20 protein-coding genes and 1 tRNA gene are annotated in these 19,626 nt (G+C 46.8%); 8 read left to right on the top strand and 13 right to left on the bottom strand.

Translation table 11 applies throughout. From position 1 onward, the window contains the following. The first annotated feature begins 125 nt into the window (after positions 1 to 125). Positions 126 to 317: a hypothetical protein gene (locus HRI97_RS01205; RefSeq protein WP_180487224.1), complete on the top strand. Its 192-nt coding sequence runs from the start codon at positions 126 to 128 to the stop codon at positions 315 to 317. Between the two features lie 60 nt (positions 318 to 377). Here the strand turns inward: HRI97_RS01205 and HRI97_RS01200 are convergent. From HRI97_RS01200 to HRI97_RS01170, 7 genes are all read right to left on the bottom strand, one after another. Continuing rightward, positions 378 to 451: transfer RNA gene (locus tag HRI97_RS01200), tRNA-Ile, on the bottom strand. 190 nt (positions 452 to 641) lie between these two features. Beyond that, the gene (locus HRI97_RS01195; RefSeq protein ID WP_253726129.1) at positions 642 to 1,406 is read right to left on the bottom strand and encodes an ABC transporter ATP-binding protein; all 765 of its coding nucleotides are present in this window, start codon (positions 1,404 to 1,406) and stop codon (positions 642 to 644) included. Continuing rightward, a complete protein-coding gene (locus HRI97_RS01190; RefSeq protein ID WP_253726128.1) occupies positions 1,403 to 2,341 on the bottom strand; it encodes a FecCD family ABC transporter permease in 939 nt (312 codons plus the stop codon). The genes HRI97_RS01195 and HRI97_RS01190 overlap by 4 nt, the downstream gene beginning before the upstream one ends. Before the next feature lie 13 nt (positions 2,342 to 2,354). After that, positions 2,355 to 3,389, bottom strand: a complete 1,035-nt coding sequence (locus HRI97_RS01185; RefSeq protein WP_253726127.1) for an ABC transporter substrate-binding protein — start codon at positions 3,387 to 3,389, stop codon at positions 2,355 to 2,357. 121 nt (positions 3,390 to 3,510) lie between these two features. Further along, positions 3,511 to 4,338 (bottom strand): TPM domain-containing protein, encoded by an 828-nt coding sequence (locus HRI97_RS01180; protein WP_253726126.1) that lies wholly within the window; start codon positions 4,336 to 4,338, stop codon positions 3,511 to 3,513. Next, positions 4,329 to 5,033, bottom strand: coding sequence for a TPM domain-containing protein (locus tag HRI97_RS01175; RefSeq protein WP_253726125.1), 705 nt, complete (start codon positions 5,031 to 5,033; stop codon positions 4,329 to 4,331). Before HRI97_RS01175 ends, HRI97_RS01180 begins: the two co-directional genes overlap by 10 nt. A 29-nt stretch (positions 5,034 to 5,062) precedes the next feature. Next, entirely contained in the window at positions 5,063 to 5,668 is a 606-nt protein-coding gene (locus HRI97_RS01170; RefSeq protein ID WP_253726124.1) for a LemA family protein, read from the bottom strand. 133 nt (positions 5,669 to 5,801) lie between these two features. Here HRI97_RS01170 and HRI97_RS01165 point away from each other — a divergent pair, with 133 nt between their 5' ends. Both HRI97_RS01165 and HRI97_RS01160 read left to right on the top strand, forming a co-directional pair. Further along, positions 5,802 to 7,196 (top strand): ATP-dependent 6-phosphofructokinase, encoded by a 1,395-nt coding sequence (locus HRI97_RS01165; protein WP_180487256.1) that lies wholly within the window; start codon positions 5,802 to 5,804, stop codon positions 7,194 to 7,196. A gap of 1 nt (position 7,197) precedes the next feature. Further along, positions 7,198 to 7,911: an IMP cyclohydrolase gene (locus tag HRI97_RS01160; RefSeq protein ID WP_253726123.1), complete on the top strand. Its 714-nt coding sequence runs from the start codon at positions 7,198 to 7,200 to the stop codon at positions 7,909 to 7,911. Here the strand turns inward: HRI97_RS01160 and vapC are convergent. The 3 genes from vapC to HRI97_RS01145 all read right to left on the bottom strand — a co-directional run bounded on the left by vapC (position 7,908) and on the right by HRI97_RS01145 (position 10,051). Further along, positions 7,908 to 8,333 carry a type II toxin-antitoxin system VapC family toxin gene (gene vapC, locus HRI97_RS01155; RefSeq protein WP_253726122.1) on the bottom strand — a complete coding sequence of 142 codons (426 nt, stop codon included), beginning with the start codon at positions 8,331 to 8,333 and terminating at the stop codon, positions 7,908 to 7,910. The genes HRI97_RS01160 and vapC overlap by 4 nt on opposite strands. Continuing rightward, on the bottom strand, positions 8,330 to 8,527 hold the full coding sequence (locus HRI97_RS01150) for a type II toxin-antitoxin system VapB family antitoxin (protein WP_016521032.1): 198 nt from the start codon (positions 8,525 to 8,527) through the stop codon (positions 8,330 to 8,332). Before HRI97_RS01150 ends, vapC begins: the two co-directional genes overlap by 4 nt. 72 nt (positions 8,528 to 8,599) lie before the next feature. Beyond that, positions 8,600 to 10,051, bottom strand: a complete 1,452-nt coding sequence (locus HRI97_RS01145; protein ID WP_253726121.1) for an MBL fold metallo-hydrolase RNA specificity domain-containing protein — start codon at positions 10,049 to 10,051, stop codon at positions 8,600 to 8,602. Positions 10,052 to 10,180: 129 nt separating this feature from the next. Here HRI97_RS01145 and HRI97_RS01140 point away from each other — a divergent pair, with 129 nt between their 5' ends. The 4 genes from HRI97_RS01140 to HRI97_RS01125 all read left to right on the top strand — a co-directional run bounded on the left by HRI97_RS01140 (position 10,181) and on the right by HRI97_RS01125 (position 15,044). Continuing rightward, positions 10,181 to 11,251: a DUF2804 family protein gene (locus HRI97_RS01140; protein ID WP_180487260.1), complete on the top strand. Its 1,071-nt coding sequence runs from the start codon at positions 10,181 to 10,183 to the stop codon at positions 11,249 to 11,251. Between the two features lie 69 nt (positions 11,252 to 11,320). Further along, positions 11,321 to 13,303, top strand: coding sequence for a hypothetical protein (locus tag HRI97_RS01135; RefSeq protein ID WP_253726120.1), 1,983 nt, complete (start codon positions 11,321 to 11,323; stop codon positions 13,301 to 13,303). 20 nt (positions 13,304 to 13,323) lie between these two features. Next, on the top strand, positions 13,324 to 14,718 hold the full coding sequence (gene creD, locus HRI97_RS01130; RefSeq protein ID WP_253726118.1) for a cell envelope integrity protein CreD: 1,395 nt from the start codon (positions 13,324 to 13,326) through the stop codon (positions 14,716 to 14,718). Next, positions 14,715 to 15,044: a hypothetical protein gene (locus tag HRI97_RS01125; protein WP_253726117.1), complete on the top strand. Its 330-nt coding sequence runs from the start codon at positions 14,715 to 14,717 to the stop codon at positions 15,042 to 15,044. The genes creD and HRI97_RS01125 overlap by 4 nt, the downstream gene beginning before the upstream one ends. A gap of 75 nt (positions 15,045 to 15,119) precedes the next feature. Here the strand turns inward: HRI97_RS01125 and HRI97_RS01120 are convergent, their stop codons facing one another. After that, positions 15,120 to 16,178, bottom strand: a complete 1,059-nt coding sequence (locus tag HRI97_RS01120; protein ID WP_253726116.1) for a glycosyl hydrolase family 18 protein — start codon at positions 16,176 to 16,178, stop codon at positions 15,120 to 15,122. 20 nt (positions 16,179 to 16,198) lie between these two features. After that, positions 16,199 to 17,806 (bottom strand): ATP-binding cassette domain-containing protein, encoded by a 1,608-nt coding sequence (locus HRI97_RS01115; protein WP_253726115.1) that lies wholly within the window; start codon positions 17,804 to 17,806, stop codon positions 16,199 to 16,201. 215 nt (positions 17,807 to 18,021) lie between these two features. Here HRI97_RS01115 and HRI97_RS01110 point away from each other — a divergent pair, with 215 nt between their 5' ends. Next, a complete protein-coding gene (locus HRI97_RS01110; protein WP_253726114.1) occupies positions 18,022 to 19,023 on the top strand; it encodes an ABC transporter substrate-binding protein in 1,002 nt (333 codons plus the stop codon). 153 nt (positions 19,024 to 19,176) lie between these two features. Here HRI97_RS01110 and fabZ read toward each other — a convergent pair whose 3' ends face one another. Next, the gene (gene fabZ / locus HRI97_RS01105) at positions 19,177 to 19,614 is read right to left on the bottom strand and encodes a 3-hydroxyacyl-ACP dehydratase FabZ (RefSeq protein WP_253726113.1); all 438 of its coding nucleotides are present in this window, start codon (positions 19,612 to 19,614) and stop codon (positions 19,177 to 19,179) included. Between the last annotated feature and the right edge of the window lie 12 nt (positions 19,615 to 19,626).

Genomic DNA, 19,626 nt, shown 5'->3' with positions numbered 1-19,626 from the left:
CATTATACTCGTTTCAAACGCGGCAAAGCAAGCCGTTTCAGGATATAAAATCGATTATTATTAATAATCTGTTATTTTAATTTTCAGTATTGATTTATTTTTCATGTTACTGTATATTTATTAATATGAAAGCAACAACAAAAACAGCCGTAAAAAAATCGGCCGAAAAAACACCACGCAAAGCAAAGAACCCTGCCGAAGCGTCAAAGTCGCACTCTATTTCATGCGATGATGTAAGATGGGATAAAATCCAAAAGCTTGCCGAAAAAGCCGGCATGAACGTTTCCAAATACATCATTTCGAAAGTATTGAAATAGTGAACACTCGCTTATCAATAAAAAACCGCAAGGCGACCCCTTGCGGTTTTTTTTATCCGTTGGGCCAGCCAGGACTTGAACCTGGGACCAATGGATTATGAGTCCACTGCTCTAACCGACTGAGCTACTGGCCCGATTAGAAAAGAATCGTATCAGAAAATTGCGTTTTTAGTCAATATGAGATTTTAATAAGTACAAGTGACAAAATGCTCCTTTTCATATCACATCCGATAAATCTAACGTGGTTTTAAACCGCATTGCGGCAAAGGCAATGTCAGGTTGAAGCGGGTGTTATGTGATACCTTTATTTTTTTTAACATCATTCTAATAATAAAAGTACTTTTTATTATTGCATTGACTTGAAACATTTGTATCAAACGCCTTAGAAATAATATCTGAAGTTACGGATAGAGCATTACCATCATAAATTATATTTCCATGATTTAATATAATTAATCGGTCGCAATAATTAACAGCAAGATTAATATCATGGATAGTTAGAAGAATAGCGGCATTTAAGTTTTGCCTTACATCATTTGCAATTGAGAAAAATTCCTTCTGATATTTAATATCCATTGCAGAACACGGTTCATCAAATAGAAAAAAATCAGATTGTTTCATTATCGCTCTGGCAAAAACACAACGCTGCACTTCTCCACCGGAAAGTTCTTTTAAAAAACGCTTTCTATAATCTTGAAGATTACATTCATCAAGTATCTTGTCACTTAGATCGTAATCTTCCTTTGTGTAAAAACCAAAAGGTCTGAAAGGTCTTCTTCCTTCAATTATAAAATCTTCGACAAAATAATAATCCGGCACTGTTATTTTGTTCTGCTGAATATACGACATAGTACATGCACGCTCTTTATTTGAATAACATTTTATATCCTTTCCTTTTACAATTAAACTACCGGAATACTCCGGTAAAAATCCTGTAATTATATTAAGCAATGTAGATTTACCACAGCCGTTTTTACCGAGTATCCCAACTATTTCTCCCCCTTTTATTTCAAATGAAACATCAGAGAGAATATTTTTATCAGGTAAATAACCAAAAGAAATATGGGACACTTCACAAATATTACTCATCTTTGGTTTTTCCTTTTAGCAATTAACAAAAACAGAAGCAAAGGTATTCCGAACAGCGATGTTACCGCACTAATAGGCAAAATTATAGGATTCAAAACCGTTTTAGAGATAATATCAGCACTGATTAAAAGCAAAGCTCCTGCCAGCATTGAAGATATAATAAGAAGCTTTGGCGATTCAAGTCCAAGTAATCTCGAAATATGCGGTGCAACAAGCCCGATAAATCCAATAATTCCTACTATTGAGACTGTGATAGAAGCCAGCAATGAGCATAATATTAAAAATAAAATTCTCTCAAAACTTACATTGACTCCATGCATAACAGCATTTCGTTCTCCCTGTTGGATAATCCCTAAATCTTTTGAGAAAAGAAGTGATACTATTAAAGATATAGTCAATACTGAAAATAGAATCGCGGAATGTTTTAAAACGGCTGTTGTTAATGAACCGGTTGTCCAGAAAGTAATCTGATATACGGCATCCGGTGTTGCATAATACTGTAGAAATGTATTAGCTGCATTAAAGAAAAAATTCACAGCAAGTCCAACTAAAATGATATTTTTTTGACTAACCCCTGAAAAAGTAATTATCAGCATCAGCAGAACTATCGAAGTAATCGAAAATATGAATGCAAAAATACTCGGATTCAACCATGCTATTCCATAATATAATTCAAGACAAATTGCCAGTGCTGCTCCAAAAGCAGAAGCGGCAGATATTCCTAAAGTAAATGGAGAAGCAAGCGGATTGTTAAGAATAATCTGCATTAATGCACCTGCAAGACCAAGACACGCTCCGGCAGCTATAGCAATCATTATTTCCGGAAGGCGAATCTTTGTTATAACATGGAGCAGTTTATTTTTTTCCATCAAAAAGTTAAGTTTTGTTGGAAAAAAAATAAGTGAAGCCCCAGCTATTACAATAAGACCTATCAATAGTATAAGCATCCTAATGAAGTGATTTCTTCCAGTCTTCATAATAATCTTTTATTCCGTATGTTTTTTCAAATATATCGTTTATAGCATCCTTATAATCTTTTTCTGAAATAATATTTGGATATGCATTTCTTGCATAATAATATGCTTCGGCAATTATATAAACATAATCTTTAGGGGCTGCTAAGGAATGAGTATAGAAAATGTTTCCACGATTTACAGATTCTGCAAATCGGAACGCTTCATCATCAATTATAGCTTGCTTTGAAATTGATTTTTCAGAAGCGGGATAATCTATATATATAAAATCAGGATTCCAATTTATAAATTCTTCTTTAGAAATCTCGGCAAAGCCCCATTCATCAACTCTGCTTGCGTTTATAGCAACATTAACTATAGATGCCATATCTAAAGACAGATTATTTTTATGGGTCCAAAATAAGTTATTCTTTGAATTCTGTACTACGATATATGCAGATTTTCTATCAGATTTTAAAACATTTTTGAGTTTAGTTTCAAGAAATTGCTTTTTGGCTGTAAGTTCTTCGATAACCTTCTTTGCTTCTTTCTCTTTGTTTAATAATTTCCCAATTATATTATAAATTTCAAAATCATATCCTGGTTTAGAGATAATAGAAGCAACAGGAATTCCTGTTTTATTCTGAAGAGTATCGGCAGCATCTTTATTTCCCTTAAACAGAATTAAATCAGGTTTAAGCGAAATTATATATTCGTAATTCGGATTCTTTGTTTTTCCAACGTCCGGTAAATCTGCAACTTCGGGATTGGTTTTAGACATCAGATACAAATTCCAGAAGCCTTTAGTTTTAGAATCCAGTGCTATAACTTTATCTATAGCATTCAGTTGTTTTACAACAACAAATGCATTATCACCCATAACGATAATTTTTTCAGCAGGCTTATCAAGAGTTACGATTCGACTTGCATAATCTTGTACTGTGATCTTTGCTCTTGATTTTGTATTATCTTCCTTTGTACATCCGGTAAATAAAACAAAACAGATAACCAATAATATTATTTTTTTCATTTTCCCTCCTGTCCCCAACGCCGTGCGTTGTGCACATAACATGGTTTTAAACCGCATTTCGGCCTGCCTGATTTTTCGGCGTTAAAAACAGCAATTATCCCGCGGTGCCTGCGCTCCGCCTTTACCAGCCGCCGGAAGCGCCGCCTCCGCCGAAACCTCCGCCTCCGCCCGAAAAGCCTCCGGAAGAACCGCCGCTTGAAAAGCCTCCGCCTGAACTCGATGAAAAAAAACCGCTTCCGAAAGTCGAACGGGAGATCCTGCTTGAAGGATATCGTCTGTTGTAACGAGCGCTTATCATCGCAAACAGCACATTGATCAAAAAGAAGATGATAAACGCGGCGATGGGAATCACATCGGTAGGCAGTGTTTCGTCCGCAACGCGCTTCGAAACGAGTTCTTCATCGCCGGCAACGATTCCGACCATATTCTTTACGCCTGCGGCAATACCTCCGCCGTAGTCGCCGTTTTGAAAATACGGCGCGATGACGTTCCGTATGATAAGGCCGCACTTCATATCGGTGAGTTTGTCTTCGAGACCGTAGCCGACTTCGATGCGTATCTTGCGCTCGGCAAGCGCAACGATAAGGATCGCGCCGTCGTCTTCACCTTTTCGCCCGAGCTTCCACTCGTCCGCAACTCTGATGCCGAACGATTCGAGCGAATCGCCTGCAAGCGTTGCGACGGTCAAAACCGCGATTTGCGCGCCGGTAGTATCTTCGAGCGATTCGAGACAGGACGAAAGCTCTTCTTTTTCCGAAGAGCTCAAAAGGCCCGCATTGTCGACGACGCGGCCGGTGAGCGGGGGAACGTCGAGCGCCGCAAGTCGGAAAGCCGTCATCATCGAAAGAAAACACAAAAGCGCCGTCGGACGGAAAAATTTTATCAACGAAGTTAAGATTACGATTTTCGAAATTCGAAATGTTCCGGCAGCCGTTCGATTCAGTACCATTCCGCGTCCTCCAGTACGATAAGGCCGTCCGCGAGTTCGTTCGGATTTTCTTCATGTACGGGAAAGTATTCGGCGAGGAGTTCTCCGCATTTTTCGATCGCGCCGATAAAAGCGTTTACCGCATTTCCGGATTTTATCTCCGCCGCGAGTTCATCGGAAATGATGCGCCACAGGTCGTGCGATATTTTTTTTGAAATGCCCGAATCGGAGACGATGCGCACTTGCCGTTCCAAATACGAAATGAAAATCAAAATGCCCGAACGCTCGGCCGTATCGTAAACGCCGCATTCGACGAAGAGTCGGAACGCGCGCCGCGTAACGCTCGCTATTCGAACGCTTTTCGGCACAACGATGCGGTCGAGCGCAGGTATATTAAAAAGTCTGAATGCCGCGGCTATGCTTACAAAGCACACAAAACCGTACAAGCCCGGCAGCATCCACGTCCGCTCCGTCCACGCAAAGAGACCGTACGTATCGGTTATTTTTCCGGCAAAGGGCAAGAGAAAAGCAAAGACGACGGCTGAAGCGCATACGGCGGCAAGCAGTTCCCAAAACGCATAGTGCGCGCTTTCCGGAGCGAGTACGATTTTGATTTCACCTGTCGTCTTCGATTCGGCTTTTGCAACCGCTTCCGCTATTCTGTCTAATTCGGCATTCGAGAGCTTGAGCTTTTTGAGCATTGTCTGCGTTTTCATATATCATTCAATATACTTGCGCCCGGCTTTTAAAACTGGACTTTCGGAGCCGACTGCGCTTCACCGTCCGCGCTGAAATATTGCTTTGCGGCAAATCTGCCGAAAGACGCAACAAAATTGTTCGGAACCCTTCTGATATACGAATTGAACTCTTGAGCCGCTTCGTTATAACGCTGTCGCGCGACGGCGATGCGGTTTTCGGTTCCTTCGAGTTGATCCTGCAGCGCGAGAAAATTGGTGTTCGCTTTGAGTTCGGGATAATTTTCCGCAACGGCCAAAAGCCGCTGCAAGCTTCCGGAAAGACTGCTTTGAATTTGCTGATAACGCGCAAAGGCTTCCGGATCCGTCAAAATCGATTCGTCGACATTGACGACACCGCCTGCACGCGACCTCGCTTCGGTTACCTGCGTGAGTACGTCGCTTTCGTGGCTCGCGTATCCTTTGACGGTCGAAACGAGATTCGGAATCAAATCATATCTGCGCTGATATTGATTTTGCACTTCCGCCCATCGGCTCGTGACGCTCTCGTCCATCGACACCATGTTGTTGTAAACGCCGCATCCGCGCGATGCGAACAAAAAAATAATTACCGCGACCGCGATAAGCGCCGTCAATCCCTTTGATAATTTCGCCATAATAATTTCCCTCTGTAGAAATAATATATATACGCTTATAATATACCGTTTTTCCGCTGCAGAAATCTATACGTGCGTATTGAAAAAAAAAGCCATTATCTATAATATAAAATAAATTTAAGAGGCGTAAAGTATGACAGACGAAAAATATAATTTTACGATTGAAACGCTCGGACCGTGTAAAATCCCTTCTCCGATCCAGCTTTCCAATGTCGTCGGTGATTTCCGTGCAAACTATGTCAAAGACGATTCGTTCGTACGGTACCGCGTAAACGTATTCGACGGCGGCGAAGAAGACGATCAGACGGCGGCGAACCTCATGCAAAAAGCGGGTCCTCGTCAATATATCTATTTCGATCCGAATCACGTAAAGGCGGGCATCTGCACGTGCGGCGGACTTTGCCCCGGTCTCAACGATGTCATACGTGCGATCGTGCGCAGTTTATACAACCGATACGGTGTGCGCCGCATTCTCGGATTTCAATACGGCTTTAAAGGATTTTTTCCCGATCAAGGTTTTGAAGCGCTCGAACTGACACCCGACAATGTCGATGAAATTCATAAAATCGGCGGTTCGTTTCTCGGTACGAGCAGAGGCGGCGGCGACCGCGTTTCGGACGTTGTCGACTGCATCGAAAAGCTCGGCATCAGCATGATGTTTATCATCGGCGGCGACGGAACGCAGCGCGGCGCGCTCGATATCGCAAACGAAATAGAGCGGCGCGGCTTGAAAGTTGCCGTCATCGGTATTCCGAAAACGGTCGATAACGATCTTTTGTTCATCGACCGGTCGTTCGGTTTTGAAACGGCGGTGCAGCAGGCGAAGGAAGCCGTCGCGTCGATTCACATGGAAGCGCATTCGCAGATCAACGGCATCGGCTTGGTAAAACTCATGGGGCGTGAATCGGGATTTATCGCTGCCGAAACGGCGCTCGCGTGCCATGAAGCCAATTTCTGTCTCATCCCCGAAGTGCCCTTCGATATGGACGGACCGAACGGATTTCTTTCGTACCTCGAACAGCGCTTAAAAGAGCGTCATCACGCCGTCGTCATCGTTGCCGAAGGCGCGGGACAGGAACTGCTCACGAAGACGAACGAAACGGACGCTTCGGGCAATATCAAACTTGCGGATATCGGAGTATATCTTCGCGACGAAATTACGAAGTATTTTAAAAACAAGCATTTTCATATCAATTTAAAATACATCGATCCGGGCTATCAAATCCGAGCGGCCGTTACGACGGCGAACGATTCCATCTACTGCGAGCGTCTCGGCAATAACGCCGTACACGCGGCGATGGCCGGCAAAACAAAGATGGTCGTCGGACTCGTACACGACAAGTTCGTTCACATTCCCATAAGTGAAGTGACGCGCCATCGCAACGTCGTCGACACCGAAGGCGCTCTGTGGCGCGATGCACTCGAAGCGACCGACCAGCCGATCCTCATGGTAAACAATATGGAATCCGCACGAGAGCGTACGGCAAAGGCGGCATGCAACGGCAGAAAAAAACCGAGCGAAAAATAACATGAAACCGCTTTCTCTTTCCGAAACGTTAAAACAAAACGAATATCCCGGCCGCGGCATCGTACTCGGAAAATCCGAAGACGGATCCGCCGCAGTTGCCGCGTATTTTATTATGGGCAGAAGCGAAAACAGCAGGAATCGTATTTTCGTTTCCGACGGTGAAGGGATCCGTACCGAAGCTTTCGACGCTTCTAAAATGAAAGATCCTGCTTTAATAATTTACGCTCCGGTGCGCGTGCTCGGGAAAAATACGATCGTCACGAACGGAGATCAAACCGATACGCTGTACGAAGGCTTATCGAAGGGGCTGACATTCGAACAGGCGCTCCGCTCCCGCACATTCGAACCGGACGAGCCGAACTACACGCCGCGCATTTCCGGCCTGTTGCACATCGAAAACGGATCGTACGACTACACGCTTTCGATTCTCAAAAGCGACAACGGAAATCCTGAAAGCGCGTGCCGCTTTACCTTTGCATACGACAATCCGCAGGACGGCGTCGGACGCTTTATACACACGTACCGCGGAAACGGAAATCCGCTTCCGAGCTTTGAAGGAGAACCGGTACCCGTCGTCATCCGCGGCGATATCGATGTCTTTACGAATCGAATATGGGAAAGCCTCAATGCGGACAATAAAGTGTCGCTCTTTACGCGTTTTATAAAAATAGAAACCGGCGAATGCGAAACGCGCATCGTCAATAAAAACGCTTAATCGACCGAGTCCGGCATATCCGCCAATTCGATGCCGATGTGTTTTTTATAATTAATAAAATCCTTGTCCGCTGTTAATATTGAAAAATCATTATTATGTGCTACGCTGCATATTAAGTAATCTGTATGCGAACCTTGTATGCCTTTACTTCTGCATATATTATAATATTCTGCAGCTTTTTCATAATCGGCCGTAGTGATCTCGAAATCCGAAAAAGCTTCCAATGCTTTTTTCAATTTGGTGAATGTATTTTTATCCGGTATGCCGCTTAAAATTTCTTGCCGTATGGGGCCGATCATTACTGCATATTTGTTGCGAATTAAAAAGGCAAGGTGTTCGATCAACCTTACGTCGTAATCGCTATGTTGTTTTCTTCTAAGAGCGAGCGGCCATACGGACGTATCGATTAATACGAATCTCATCTTAGTCTCATCTTTTTATAATCATACTTCGGATCATATTCGATTTGTCCGAACAGTTTAATAAGGTCTTCGGATTTTCTCCGTTGTATAAATTCTTTGAGAGCGGTATTGATCGTTTCTTTTTTTGTTCCGTACCCGCCGATCTTGTATGCTTCATCGAGAAGCCTTTCATTTATCGCAAGAGAGCCCGCCATAGTTCCGCCTCCATACAATCGTACACGTATCCTTATCCCTGATCAAGACGTCAATTTCATCTGCTTCCCGTGCTATTCGATTTCGTAGCTTTCGCCGTATTTTACGATCGTCACGTTCGGGTAGCCGTGTTCGGCGAGGTAAGCTTTGAAAAAGGCCTGAGCGTCTTTTTCGCCGTGTACCATAAAGATCTGTTTGAGGCGGCTCGTGTCGACAGCATCGAGCCATGCCGTAATTTCCGTATAATCGGCGTGAGCGCTGAACGCGTCTATCTGTTCGACCGTCGCGCGCACCGTATAAAAATCGTTCATTATCTTCACTTCTTTATCGCCGTCGAGGATTCTGCGTCCGAGCGTGTTTTCCGCCATATAGCCGACCGCGAGAATAATATTGCGTTCGTCGCCGATATTGTTTGCGAGGTGATGGAGTACGCGTCCGGCTTCGCACATACCGTCCGCGCTGATGATGATCATGGGGCCGTTTTTTTTGTTGAGCGCTTTGGATTCGTCGACGCTCGCCGTAAAGTTGAGCGAACTGAAGCCGAAGGGATTTTTGTGATGTTTTAAAAACGCTTCGTTCGTTTCTTCGTCGTAGCATTCGGGATGCACTTTGAACACGCTCGTCGCGTTCGTCGCCATCGGAGAATCGACGTAGATCGGAATGTCAGGAATCTTTTTCGCATCGACGAGCAAATGCAGATAAAACACCAATTCCTGCGCGCGTTCGATCGCAAACGAGGGGATGATGATTTTTCCGCTGCGGCGAACCGCTTCATTGACGACGCGTTCGAGTTCGTGCATAGCGAATTCTTTTTCGGCGTGCTTGCGGTTGCCGTACGTACTTTCGATGTAGATGTAGTCGGGCGCCGGCACCTTCGTTTCGGGATCGCGGATGATCGGCTGGTTGCGACGCCCCAAATCGCCGGTATACAAAATGCGCGTTTCATTTTCGCCCGCGTGTCCCGGATGCGGCGCGCTGATTTTTCCGTGCAGGCCTTTTATCGTAACGCTTGCAAACGCCGAACCGAGTATGTGCCCCGCGTCGAAAAATTCGAGCTCGACGTCTGGCGCAATGTACATTTTTCGATTGTATGAAAGAGAAACGATTTGATCTGTCGTCGCGATACAGTCGCGTTCCGAAAACAGCGGCCGCCACGTGAATTTTTCGCCGCGCCTGTCCGCTTTCTTTTTCAAAAATTCGGCGTCTTTCGCCTGAATGCGCGCGCTGTCCATCATGACGATATTCGCTATGTCTCGAGTTGCCGGCGTCGCATAGATGTTGCCGGTAAATCCCTTTCGCACGAGTACGGGAAGCTGTCCGCAGTGGTCGAGGTGTCCGTGCGTCAAAATCACCGCTTCGACCTTATCCGCAGCAATCGAAAAATTGCGGTTTTTTTCGTCGGCCGTTTTCCGTTTTCCTTGAAACGCACCGCAATCGACCATAAACGTACGCCCGTCGATTTCAAATATGTGTTTCGAACCGGTTACTTCTTCGGCCGCTCCGAGCGAATACAGCTTGATCCCCATCGCACGACTCCTTGCACGCTTATACTATTGCAATTTACCGCATTGCTCAAGCAAAATCTGATGAATTGCGCGAGTGATATTTTTACTGTATAATGAACACAAGTGTTTTTACAGTTTTCGAGGTAGCGATTGTATTCAAGGAAAGTAAGCGAAGCTCCCGAATCGATTATCGCCGAAGGTAAAGTACGGTTCGGTACGTTTTCAAGTGTGCCGCAAAAACTCGATATCAAAGGACTCAAAGCTCCGTTCGGCGGAATTCCGATCCCGACATTTTTAACAAATTTCCGAATTAAAAGCCGCCTCGCATATATGTTTTCGATCGGCGATTATATCGGCATGATCGAATTCTTCGACGATAAAATGTTCGGCCTCGCGGAAGTCATTTTTTGGTATCGTTCCACCGGCAAAAAATTCATCTATCATACGTTTATGCCGCCGCGTTTTCGTTTCGTCCCGATACGGCTCGACAAAGCCGCCTGTATCAATCACAAAAAATCGCGCTATATCCGCATTTCATGGAACCGAAAGCGTGACCGTATTTCGGTTGCGTTCAGCGTAAAAGGCGATACGGTACGCCCGGCGGCAACCGGCACATTCGTTTCGCATTTCAGCGATCCGCTGCATGCCGAACTCGTCGTCGTCTCTCCCGCACCGACAACGAGGCGCTGTTCCGCTTCATGGCTTTCGGCGATGAGCATACAAGGCTCCCTCAATATCCTTCCCGGAAAAAAGACGCCTGCCGTTCCGATGAGCGAAACTTCGGGACTTGCTTTTATGGTGATGAACCGAACGTATTACCGTTATCATTCGAAAAGCAAAATGATGTGCGGACTCGGCGACTACGAAGGAAGGAAACTGCTGTTCCGTTTCGTCATGACAAATATGGATGCCGAAGAAGCGAACGACTGCAATGAAAATCTCGTCGTATTCGACGGGAAAGCGACGCCGCTTCCCGAAGTGACGATTACGCATCCGTTCGGAAGCGCCAAAACGTGGGTCGTACAGGATACGGAATCCATGGTCGATCTCACCTTTACACCCGTTTCAATCAACAAGCTGGTCTTGAGTATTCTCGTCATGCGTACCGATTCTTCCACGATTTTCGGAACCTTCGACGGCGTTCTGCTTACCGGCACGGGCGAAAAACTCTTTCTCAAAAATTTCCCCGGCATTGTAAAAAAAAACAGGCTGCGTATTTAATAAATCGCAAAGCCGCTATCGATCGATTCCGCATTCGGTCAAGCGATATTTTTAAACGGAGGTACGGGAATGGCCAAAGATTCCTTTAACAAAACGGCGGACTGGGCGCCCGGCACTCTCGATAAAACGAGAAAGGCGATCGGCGACATCGATCCGAAGGAAGCGGCGACGCTGGCAAAAAAACTCGGCGGCCAAGTTTTGAATGAACGGACGGAGCATGCGGATTCTCCCGTACAAAATACGCCGCGTGCGAAGCGTCCTTCCGCGCCTCCTCCCCGCACGCCTCGCAACCCGTCAAACCCGTCTTCCGGAAGCCGCTTAAAAACATCCGTTTCATCCGCATCTTTTCATACGCCCGTAAAGCACAGAAGAAAAAACGATTTACAAACGCTTCCTCCGAAACTTTGCACCGAAATCGATAAACTTATGATGTCGAGTGAATATCAAATCAAAGCGAATTACGGCATCTTCAATTTTATCCGCCGATTTCAAAAAGACGGGACCGAAAAAATTCTGCCGGCATTTTACAACATAACGCTGAAACTCTATATCGACCAGATGGAAGCGTTTATCACGGTTATTAAAACGCTCATACAAATGGCGCCGCATACATACAAAACGAAGATAGCCGGCGGCAGCGACGTCAAATTCAAATTTCTGCGAATGGTCGCCGGATGGACGATGCAAAATATCAAACTCGCATACGGCGATCTGTTCACACTGCCCCAGCCGATCCTCGTTTGCGATCTCATTCCTTTTATCCGAGCAATCTACCGGCCGCTGATGACGGTTTATTATTACGGCAGTTCGAAGATTCCGAAAATTATTAAAGAAATCTACACCGATGAAGCGGTCTATCCCGATATCGATAAAGAAAAACTCCAGGCGCTCGCAAAAGAAGCGATAACGCGATGGCTTTACATCGATACCGAAATCATCAGAAAATTATATCCGCTGCTCATGCGTATGTGTTCGGACTCCTACGAAGTGTATCCGGTTTTCTTTTCGGCAAAAGTAGCCGATATCCTGCGCTTTGTCGATCTTCATAAATTCGATTTGCTGCTTCCCGATAAGCCGAAAAAAGAAGTGAAAATAACCGAACGCAAAGAAACGGTCGTACGCGAAGTTCGCGGTAAGCGCGATGAAACCGTCAACACGGGATTGGGGCTGCTCGACAGACTCTTCCCCGAAGCCGGCTTTCAAAAACTGGATACGCACCCGGATCTCTTTCCGTATTTCCAGCCGCTTTATAAATTCGGCGACGGCTTCAATATTTTATCGCCCGCAAACCCCATGCAGGTAATCGTCGTTCTGCTCCGCATCATCGAAGATTTTTTTCAAGGATGCCGCAATATCGCTTTCGTCAAAGAAGAAACCGGAGACTCACAATCCGATTCGATCGACGCGGTGCTCGATACATGGTCGGCATACAGAGAAGACGTTTTCAATAAATTATACGCCGAGCCGCTCATCTACTTTGCAAACCAAATATATTCTCAAAGCGATTTCGAATCTTCGGCCTTCGGCAAAAAATCGATTACGAATCTTTTATGGCAGGCACAGTATCAATTTTTGCCCCACTTGCAATTCAAACCCCTCGTCCTCGAGCGCCCCGTAAACGACAGCAAATATCCGACGCTGTATAAACGCATCGACTTCGTACGCAAATATTTTACCGAAGTTGCAAACGCATGCGATGCGGTAGCTCATGTGCGCGGAATCGTCGATTCGGTTAAAAATCCGTGGGAACATTATCGATTCGATATTCCGAATGAAATTTCAAAGCGGCTCGACGTTTTGCTCGGCGCACAAAACACAACGGCGACGACGAACGCAACAAACGCGAATTTATTAAAATATACGTTGTGCATCGCAGCCGTGCTCGATTGGTGGATTAACAATCCCGACAGTCCCGCTTACTCCGTGCCGCCGACGCAAGTGTACCGCATTTCGGAAGAAGACGGGAAACCGCAATTTTCCGTACCCGAACGGCACGATCAAAATAAATTATTTGCCGAAGCGATACGCGCGGCATATCAAAACAAATCATAAGACAGTTTCAGGAGCGTTTTATGGATAAAAACAAATTATTAAATTCCGCGGGAAAGATCGGTGTAAAACCTTTCATCATTCTCGTGCTCGTGCTGCTCTTTTTGATCCCGCTGCACATGCTGGACTCTCTCGTCGACGACAGAAAATCATACCAAAAAGACGCCGTGCGTTCGATCCTCGAACCCAAAGGCGACGCTCCCGTCATAGAAGGATTCGTAATCGCCGTACCGTTTAAGAAAACGGTCGACGTATGGGAAAACGGCGTAAAACGCTCCGAGCGAAAAACGAATTATATCGTGTGCGTACCCGAAACATGGAATATGCGTTTTTCCGCAAAACCCGAATACCTGACGCGCGGTATCTTTAAAGCGCCGGTATTTTCCGGAACGGTACATTCCGACGGCGGCTTTTCCGCAGTCGATTATTCGTATAACAAAATCGACGAGCGCGACATCGTGTGGGACGAATGCGTTTTGATGCTCGGTATTTCCAACAAAAAGAATTTAACGAAACTTCCCGTCATCACCGCAAACGGAACGCCGCTCGAAATGTCGCTCATGTCGCCTGAAAACGCAAGTCCTTTTTCAAATACGGTATTTTATAATGTACCGGCCGAATACTGCAAAAAAGGATTTTCCTTTACGGCTGAAACGGAAATCCAAGGCGGACGATATTTTGCCGCAATGCCGATCGCCGCCGACAATACTTTTTCCGTCGAATCGACATGGCCGACGCCGGGCTTTACCGGAGGATGGCTTCCGACCGAGCGCAGCATTTCCGACGCGGGTTTTTCCGCCGTGTGGAATATCGCGGGCCTTTCGACCGCTTTTCCGAAAGAGTGGATCGCATCGGAAAAAAAAGACGCGCCCGTATCGTCGGTGCGAAAATACAATGAAAAATACGGGTACGATTCATACGACAGGGACGGCGACGCTGCCGAAACCATACAGATCGATTTTGTAACGCCGGTCGACAATTATCAAAAAACAGAGCGAAGTATAAAATACGCACTTCTGTTTTTAATAATTCCTTTTATTACCATATTCATATTCGAAATTTTTACGCATGTAAAAATCCATCCGGTGCAGTACTGTCTTATAGGGCTTGCCGATGTCATATTTTATCTGCTGCTCCTGTCGGTTTCCGAACACATTTCGTTCGGTGCAACTTACTGGATCAGTTCGGCGGCGGTAAGTTTTCTTTTATTGTTCTATGCGGCCGCAATTTTCAAAAAGCCTAAGTGGGGCGCCTGCTTTGCGCTCGTTCAGATGGTATCGTATATATTTTTGTTCGGTACGCTGCAAGCCGAAGACTACGCGCTTTTGATCGGCAGCCTCGGATTGTTCTTCGTCGTAACGCTGCTCATGGTACTGACACGAAAAATCGATTGGTACGCCGCTCAGGAAGAAAATTGACGAGGCGGACGAAATCGCCCGACCTTGCAAAATTATTAAAAGCGCGGAAAGAAATTCCGCTCTCCCGTATTCTCTCGTATATATGGCACTGCAGCGTACCCGGTATGCCGTCCGTATGGCTCGGAGCGGGCGATACACTCATCCCCGGCATTATGAATCTTGCGAGTTTGCGGGGCGTGCGCATCGTGCTGACAATTTTCCTCGTTCCGAGATTCGGATTGTACGAAGCATGGATCGCGATGGACATAGAACTCTGTTTCCGCGGCATGATTTTTTTAATACGCCTTACGCGGACGAAATGGGAAAAAATAGCGTACGCGGGATAAAACCGGGACGACGATGTTCCGCGTACGCAAGTGAATCTTATCGCATAAACAACCGGAGGAATTCCCCGCCGCGATCTATTTTATTTTTATCCATTGCCAAAACAGTTTATCTTCCTGCCCGAGCCGCCAAAACGAAATATTGTTAATTTTCTTTTCTTCGTAGAGACGGCATTTTTTTACGAGTGAATAGGTATCGTCGAAATAGCCGGTTACGTTGACCGTAGCGGTATAGTTTATCTTTGCGACGCCGCCTTCATCGCGTTCGACTTGCGGTACGCCGTTTTCAAGCATTTTACGGTTGATGCCGCTGAAATACCATGCACCCGCATGCCGCTCTTCCATCCATGTACGCCCGTAAAACGGCAGTCCCATAACGATCTTTTCTTTGGGGATTACCGTAAGCGCATAGTCTGTAACGTTGGCGCACCATGCGTAGGATGCGACCGGTCCCGGGCTGCTCGTACTCCAGTGTTCGTCGTACGCCATGATGATGACGCGGTCGGCGATTTCTCCGATCGTCTTATACGGAAAGATATCGTCGGCAATCGTGCGCGTCCGCGCCGGCACGCAAACGCTCAAAATTTTTGCGCCGATCGCTTTTTTCATGTCGCGCAAAAAACTTAAAAAATTTTCCCTGTCGCGCGCGGGAATATACTCCATATCGATGCACAGACCGTCGAAGTCCGCAGCAGCTTCCGCAAGAGAGGTTTCAAATCCTTTCCGGAAACCGAGTTTTTTATCCAATACAAAATGAACGAGCGCGCGGCTGTCACATGCAAAGGTAAGGTGCACGCGGCCGGCGAACGACGGAAGGGATGAGCGACGGGGCACTGAGGCCAGTTCCGCATAATTGTTGAGCGTCGCGGTAAAGAGTGCGATATCGGTGAGCGGAGCGGCCGAATCGATTTCTTCACTCCGTTCCTGCAGTGCAAACCCCCATACTTCGCCGAAAGAAGCATGTTCTCCGTCTATCGGCTCGCGCGGATATGCGGCGCCTTCGTTTTCCGAAAGCGTTCGTTCGGCGTATTCAGCCGGAGTTTCCGGCGGCGGCACATCTTTTTTTCCTCCGGCAAAAAGAATTGCGGAAAAAAACGGCAGCATCAAAATTGCTAATTTTTGTCGGTGTTTTGTCATCTTTTGCGTACTCCTGTTATTTATATTGTTACTATTTTATACATCGGCGTTTTGCCCGGATGCAATTCGAGTATGTGTTTTTCGCATGCGAGCGCTTCGTCGCTTTCGTGCGTCACATGAAGAAGCGTGGTCGTACCGCTTTCCGCAATCGTTTCGAGCAAATCGAGCACTCGCCGCCGGTGATTTTCGTCGAGACCGTGACAGGGTTCGTCGAGCACGAGGATGAGCGGGCATTTTACCGCAGCGCGCAAAATCAGGACGGCGCGCTGTTCACCGTAACTGAGGGCGGAAAAAGTTTCATTTCCGCGGCCGGAAAATCCGCCGAGCGAAAGCCACTTTTCCGCAGCCGCCGTTTCCATATCGGTCGCTTTTCCGTATAGACCGATCGAATCGCGGAATCCCGAAACGACGACATCGCGCAGCGCCGTTCCGCCGAGCATGCGGTATTCGACGTGCATCCGGTACGATACGATGCCGAGCTTCGCTTTGATGTCCCACATCGTTTCACCGCTTCCGCGACGGGAACCGAATACGCGCATGTCGTTCGAATAGACTTGCATATTGTCGCCGGTTATCAATTCGAGGAAAGTCGTTTTGCCCGAACCGTTCGGCCCCCTGATGAGCCAGTGTTCGCCTTCGTACAGCGTCCAGTTCAAATCGCTAAGCACGGCGTGCCCGTCCCATCCGACGTTGACGCGGTGCATTTCGATAAGTACGCGGTGATCCGATTGCGTTTTCACTTGCAAAGCGGAATCGTCATCCATCATTTTCAAATCGCTTTGAAAATTAATAATTTGTCGGGCGAATGCCGCCTTGTCGGTACCTCTCGTTTTCTCGTTTTCGGTTTTACGTTCCTCGATAATTTTTTCGTAATCGCCTCGCGTCCCGGAAAATGAAAGCGCGCCGTCGTTAAATTCAATCACATGCGTTACGGCATCGGGAATTTCGGTATAACGCTCCGCACCGAGGATGATATAGGGATTCGGTTCGTTCGATGCGCTTTCGGCGCGTTGTTCGAGAGCAATCGCATTGAAAAAATTTTTGAGAATCGTACGGCTTTCCGCATCGAGTCCTGCGAAAGGATCGCTTAAAATTAACAACTTTTTTCCGGAAAGGAGGGCGCGGGCAAGCAGTGTGCGGCGGATTTCTCCGGTAGACATATATTTCAGTCCGCGCTCGAGCACCGCTTCGATGCCGCATAATTTTATCGCCCGATGCGCTGCAATCGAATCGAGGATTTCGGATGTCACGGATTTTTTTTTGTCGGTACCGGTAAGCGCTTCCGCAATAAAGGCACGCCCTGTCCGTCCGATATCGACTCCGCCCTCACAGTATTCGCTTTCGTCGTTATCGCGCTCTTCTTGGATAAGGGCGGCTGCACGTTCAAGCGAAACGATTTCCGCTGCATTATTAAATTCGGAAAAAAATCGGCCGCGCGTTTCGCCGTCGTTCGCTGCGATACCGAGTTCCCCCGCAAGCGCCGAAAGAAAAGCGGCTTTCCCTCCGCCGTTCGACCCCGTGACAAGCCACACTTCGCCCGTCCGCATAGTCCACGAAACGGACGCGATCAATATGCACTTTGCATTTTCGATACGGCAATTTTCCAGTGTGATGAGCGCGCGCTGCATTGTATCAGTATACTGCAAAAGCCGTGAAATGTGTATGGAAGATTTTGCAGCCGCACGAAAAAATAGGGGGAACTTCGCGCTCGCTGCAAATCCCGCATTATTCGGATTTGCTCGCTCTTGACATGTTTCTATAAATAGTATTATACTGTTGTTACTGTTTGTAGAAACAGATGAAAATCGATCCGCACGATGCGGGTATATAACAGGAGTTTTGTATGAAAAAATTATGTGCGGCTTTTACGGCGGCCTTGTTTACGGCGGGACTTGTGTCGGCGATGGGGGGACAGGATGCGCCTTCTTCGGGCAAGACGTATAAGATCGGGATCGCAAAAATCGTGCAGCATCAAGCGCTCGACGACATCGAGCGGGGCATTATGGATGTGATCAACGAATCGGGCATCAAAGCAAACTACGATTTACAAAATGCAAACGGAGATGTAAACACGGCCGCTCAAATCGCAACGCGCTATCGTGACGAGCGAGTCGATGTCGCCGTCGGTATAGCAACTCCCGTTGCCGTCGCGCTTGCCAATACGATCAAAGACGTACCTGTCGTATTCGGAACGATCACCGATCCTGTCGGTGCGGGACTCGTATCGACGACGGCTCACGGAGAACGCAACGTAACGGGTATGAGCGATGCGATTCCGACCGATCAGCATATTGCATTATTTAAAGAAGTCGCGGGAATCAAAACGCTCGGCTACATCTACACGAGCAATGAAGCGAATTCGGCAAGTGCGCTCAACCTCGTAAAAAAAGGATGCGCAGAACAGGGGCTTACGCTTGTAACGCAGGCGATCACGAATTCCTCCGAAGTAAAGCAGGCGGCCGAAACGCTCGTAAAGCGCGTCGACGGTCTCTACCTTTCAACCGATAACACGGTGTTCAGCGCGCTTCCCGCAGTCGTAAACGTTTTTGCCAAAGCGAAAAAACCGATCTTTTCAGGCGATGTTACGGGAGCGAAAAACGGCGGCATCTTTATGGCAAGCGGTTTTAATTATTATAAAGCGGGGCGCGCAACGGGTGAAATGGTCGTAGAGATTTTGCGCGGTGCGAAACCTGCGGATATGCCGATCCGTTTTATGACGGAACCGAGCGACAGCGATCTGCTCATCGACGTCGATGCGGCAGCCGCATGCGGCATTGCGATTCCGAAAAAATATGCGGACAGCGCGAATTATATTTATAAAAACGGAAAATTGACGACTCGATAAGTATTGAACCTATGAAAACCGTTTTATTCGTGCCGGAGTATCAAATGCTCCGCACGAATAAAAAAATTATATCACGATTTTATCTATCATAAAACGGCGATCGGAACGACGAGGCTTTCATAACCGACCCGGCTTACCGAACGTACCGATCGTTTACTGTACGGAGCTTTCGCTTCCGACGAGACACATCCATTCTGCTTCCGCAGCCAAAACGTCGCCGACATAGGCTTTGCCCGACTGCTTTACCATGTGAGCCGAAACGCGCAGGTTCGTGATTTCCATGCGCACCGTATCGCCGGGACGCACTTGATTTCGAAACTTCACTTTATCGACCGTAGCGAGAAAAAACAAACTGCCTTCCTGAAATTTCTTTTGAAAGCTGAGCGCCGCTCCTCCCGCCTGCGCCATCGTTTCGATAAGGATAACGCCGGGCACGACGGGATACTGCGGAAAATGCCCCTTAAAAAAGAAATCGTCGTCGGTAAATTTCCGCGTGCTTACGCTGCCTTTTTCATCGCACGAAAGTATTTCATCGACAAATAAAAACGGCTTTCGGTGCGGTAAAAGAGATGCGATATCGTTCGTAACCATAGTGTCTCCCGT

This window comes from Treponema socranskii subsp. buccale (assembly GCF_024181585.1).
Classification (GTDB): domain Bacteria; phylum Spirochaetota; class Spirochaetia; order Treponematales; family Treponemataceae; genus Treponema_D; species Treponema_D buccale.
Note: the sequence above shows the minus strand (reverse complement) of the source record. Positions and strands in the feature narration are given on the sequence as shown.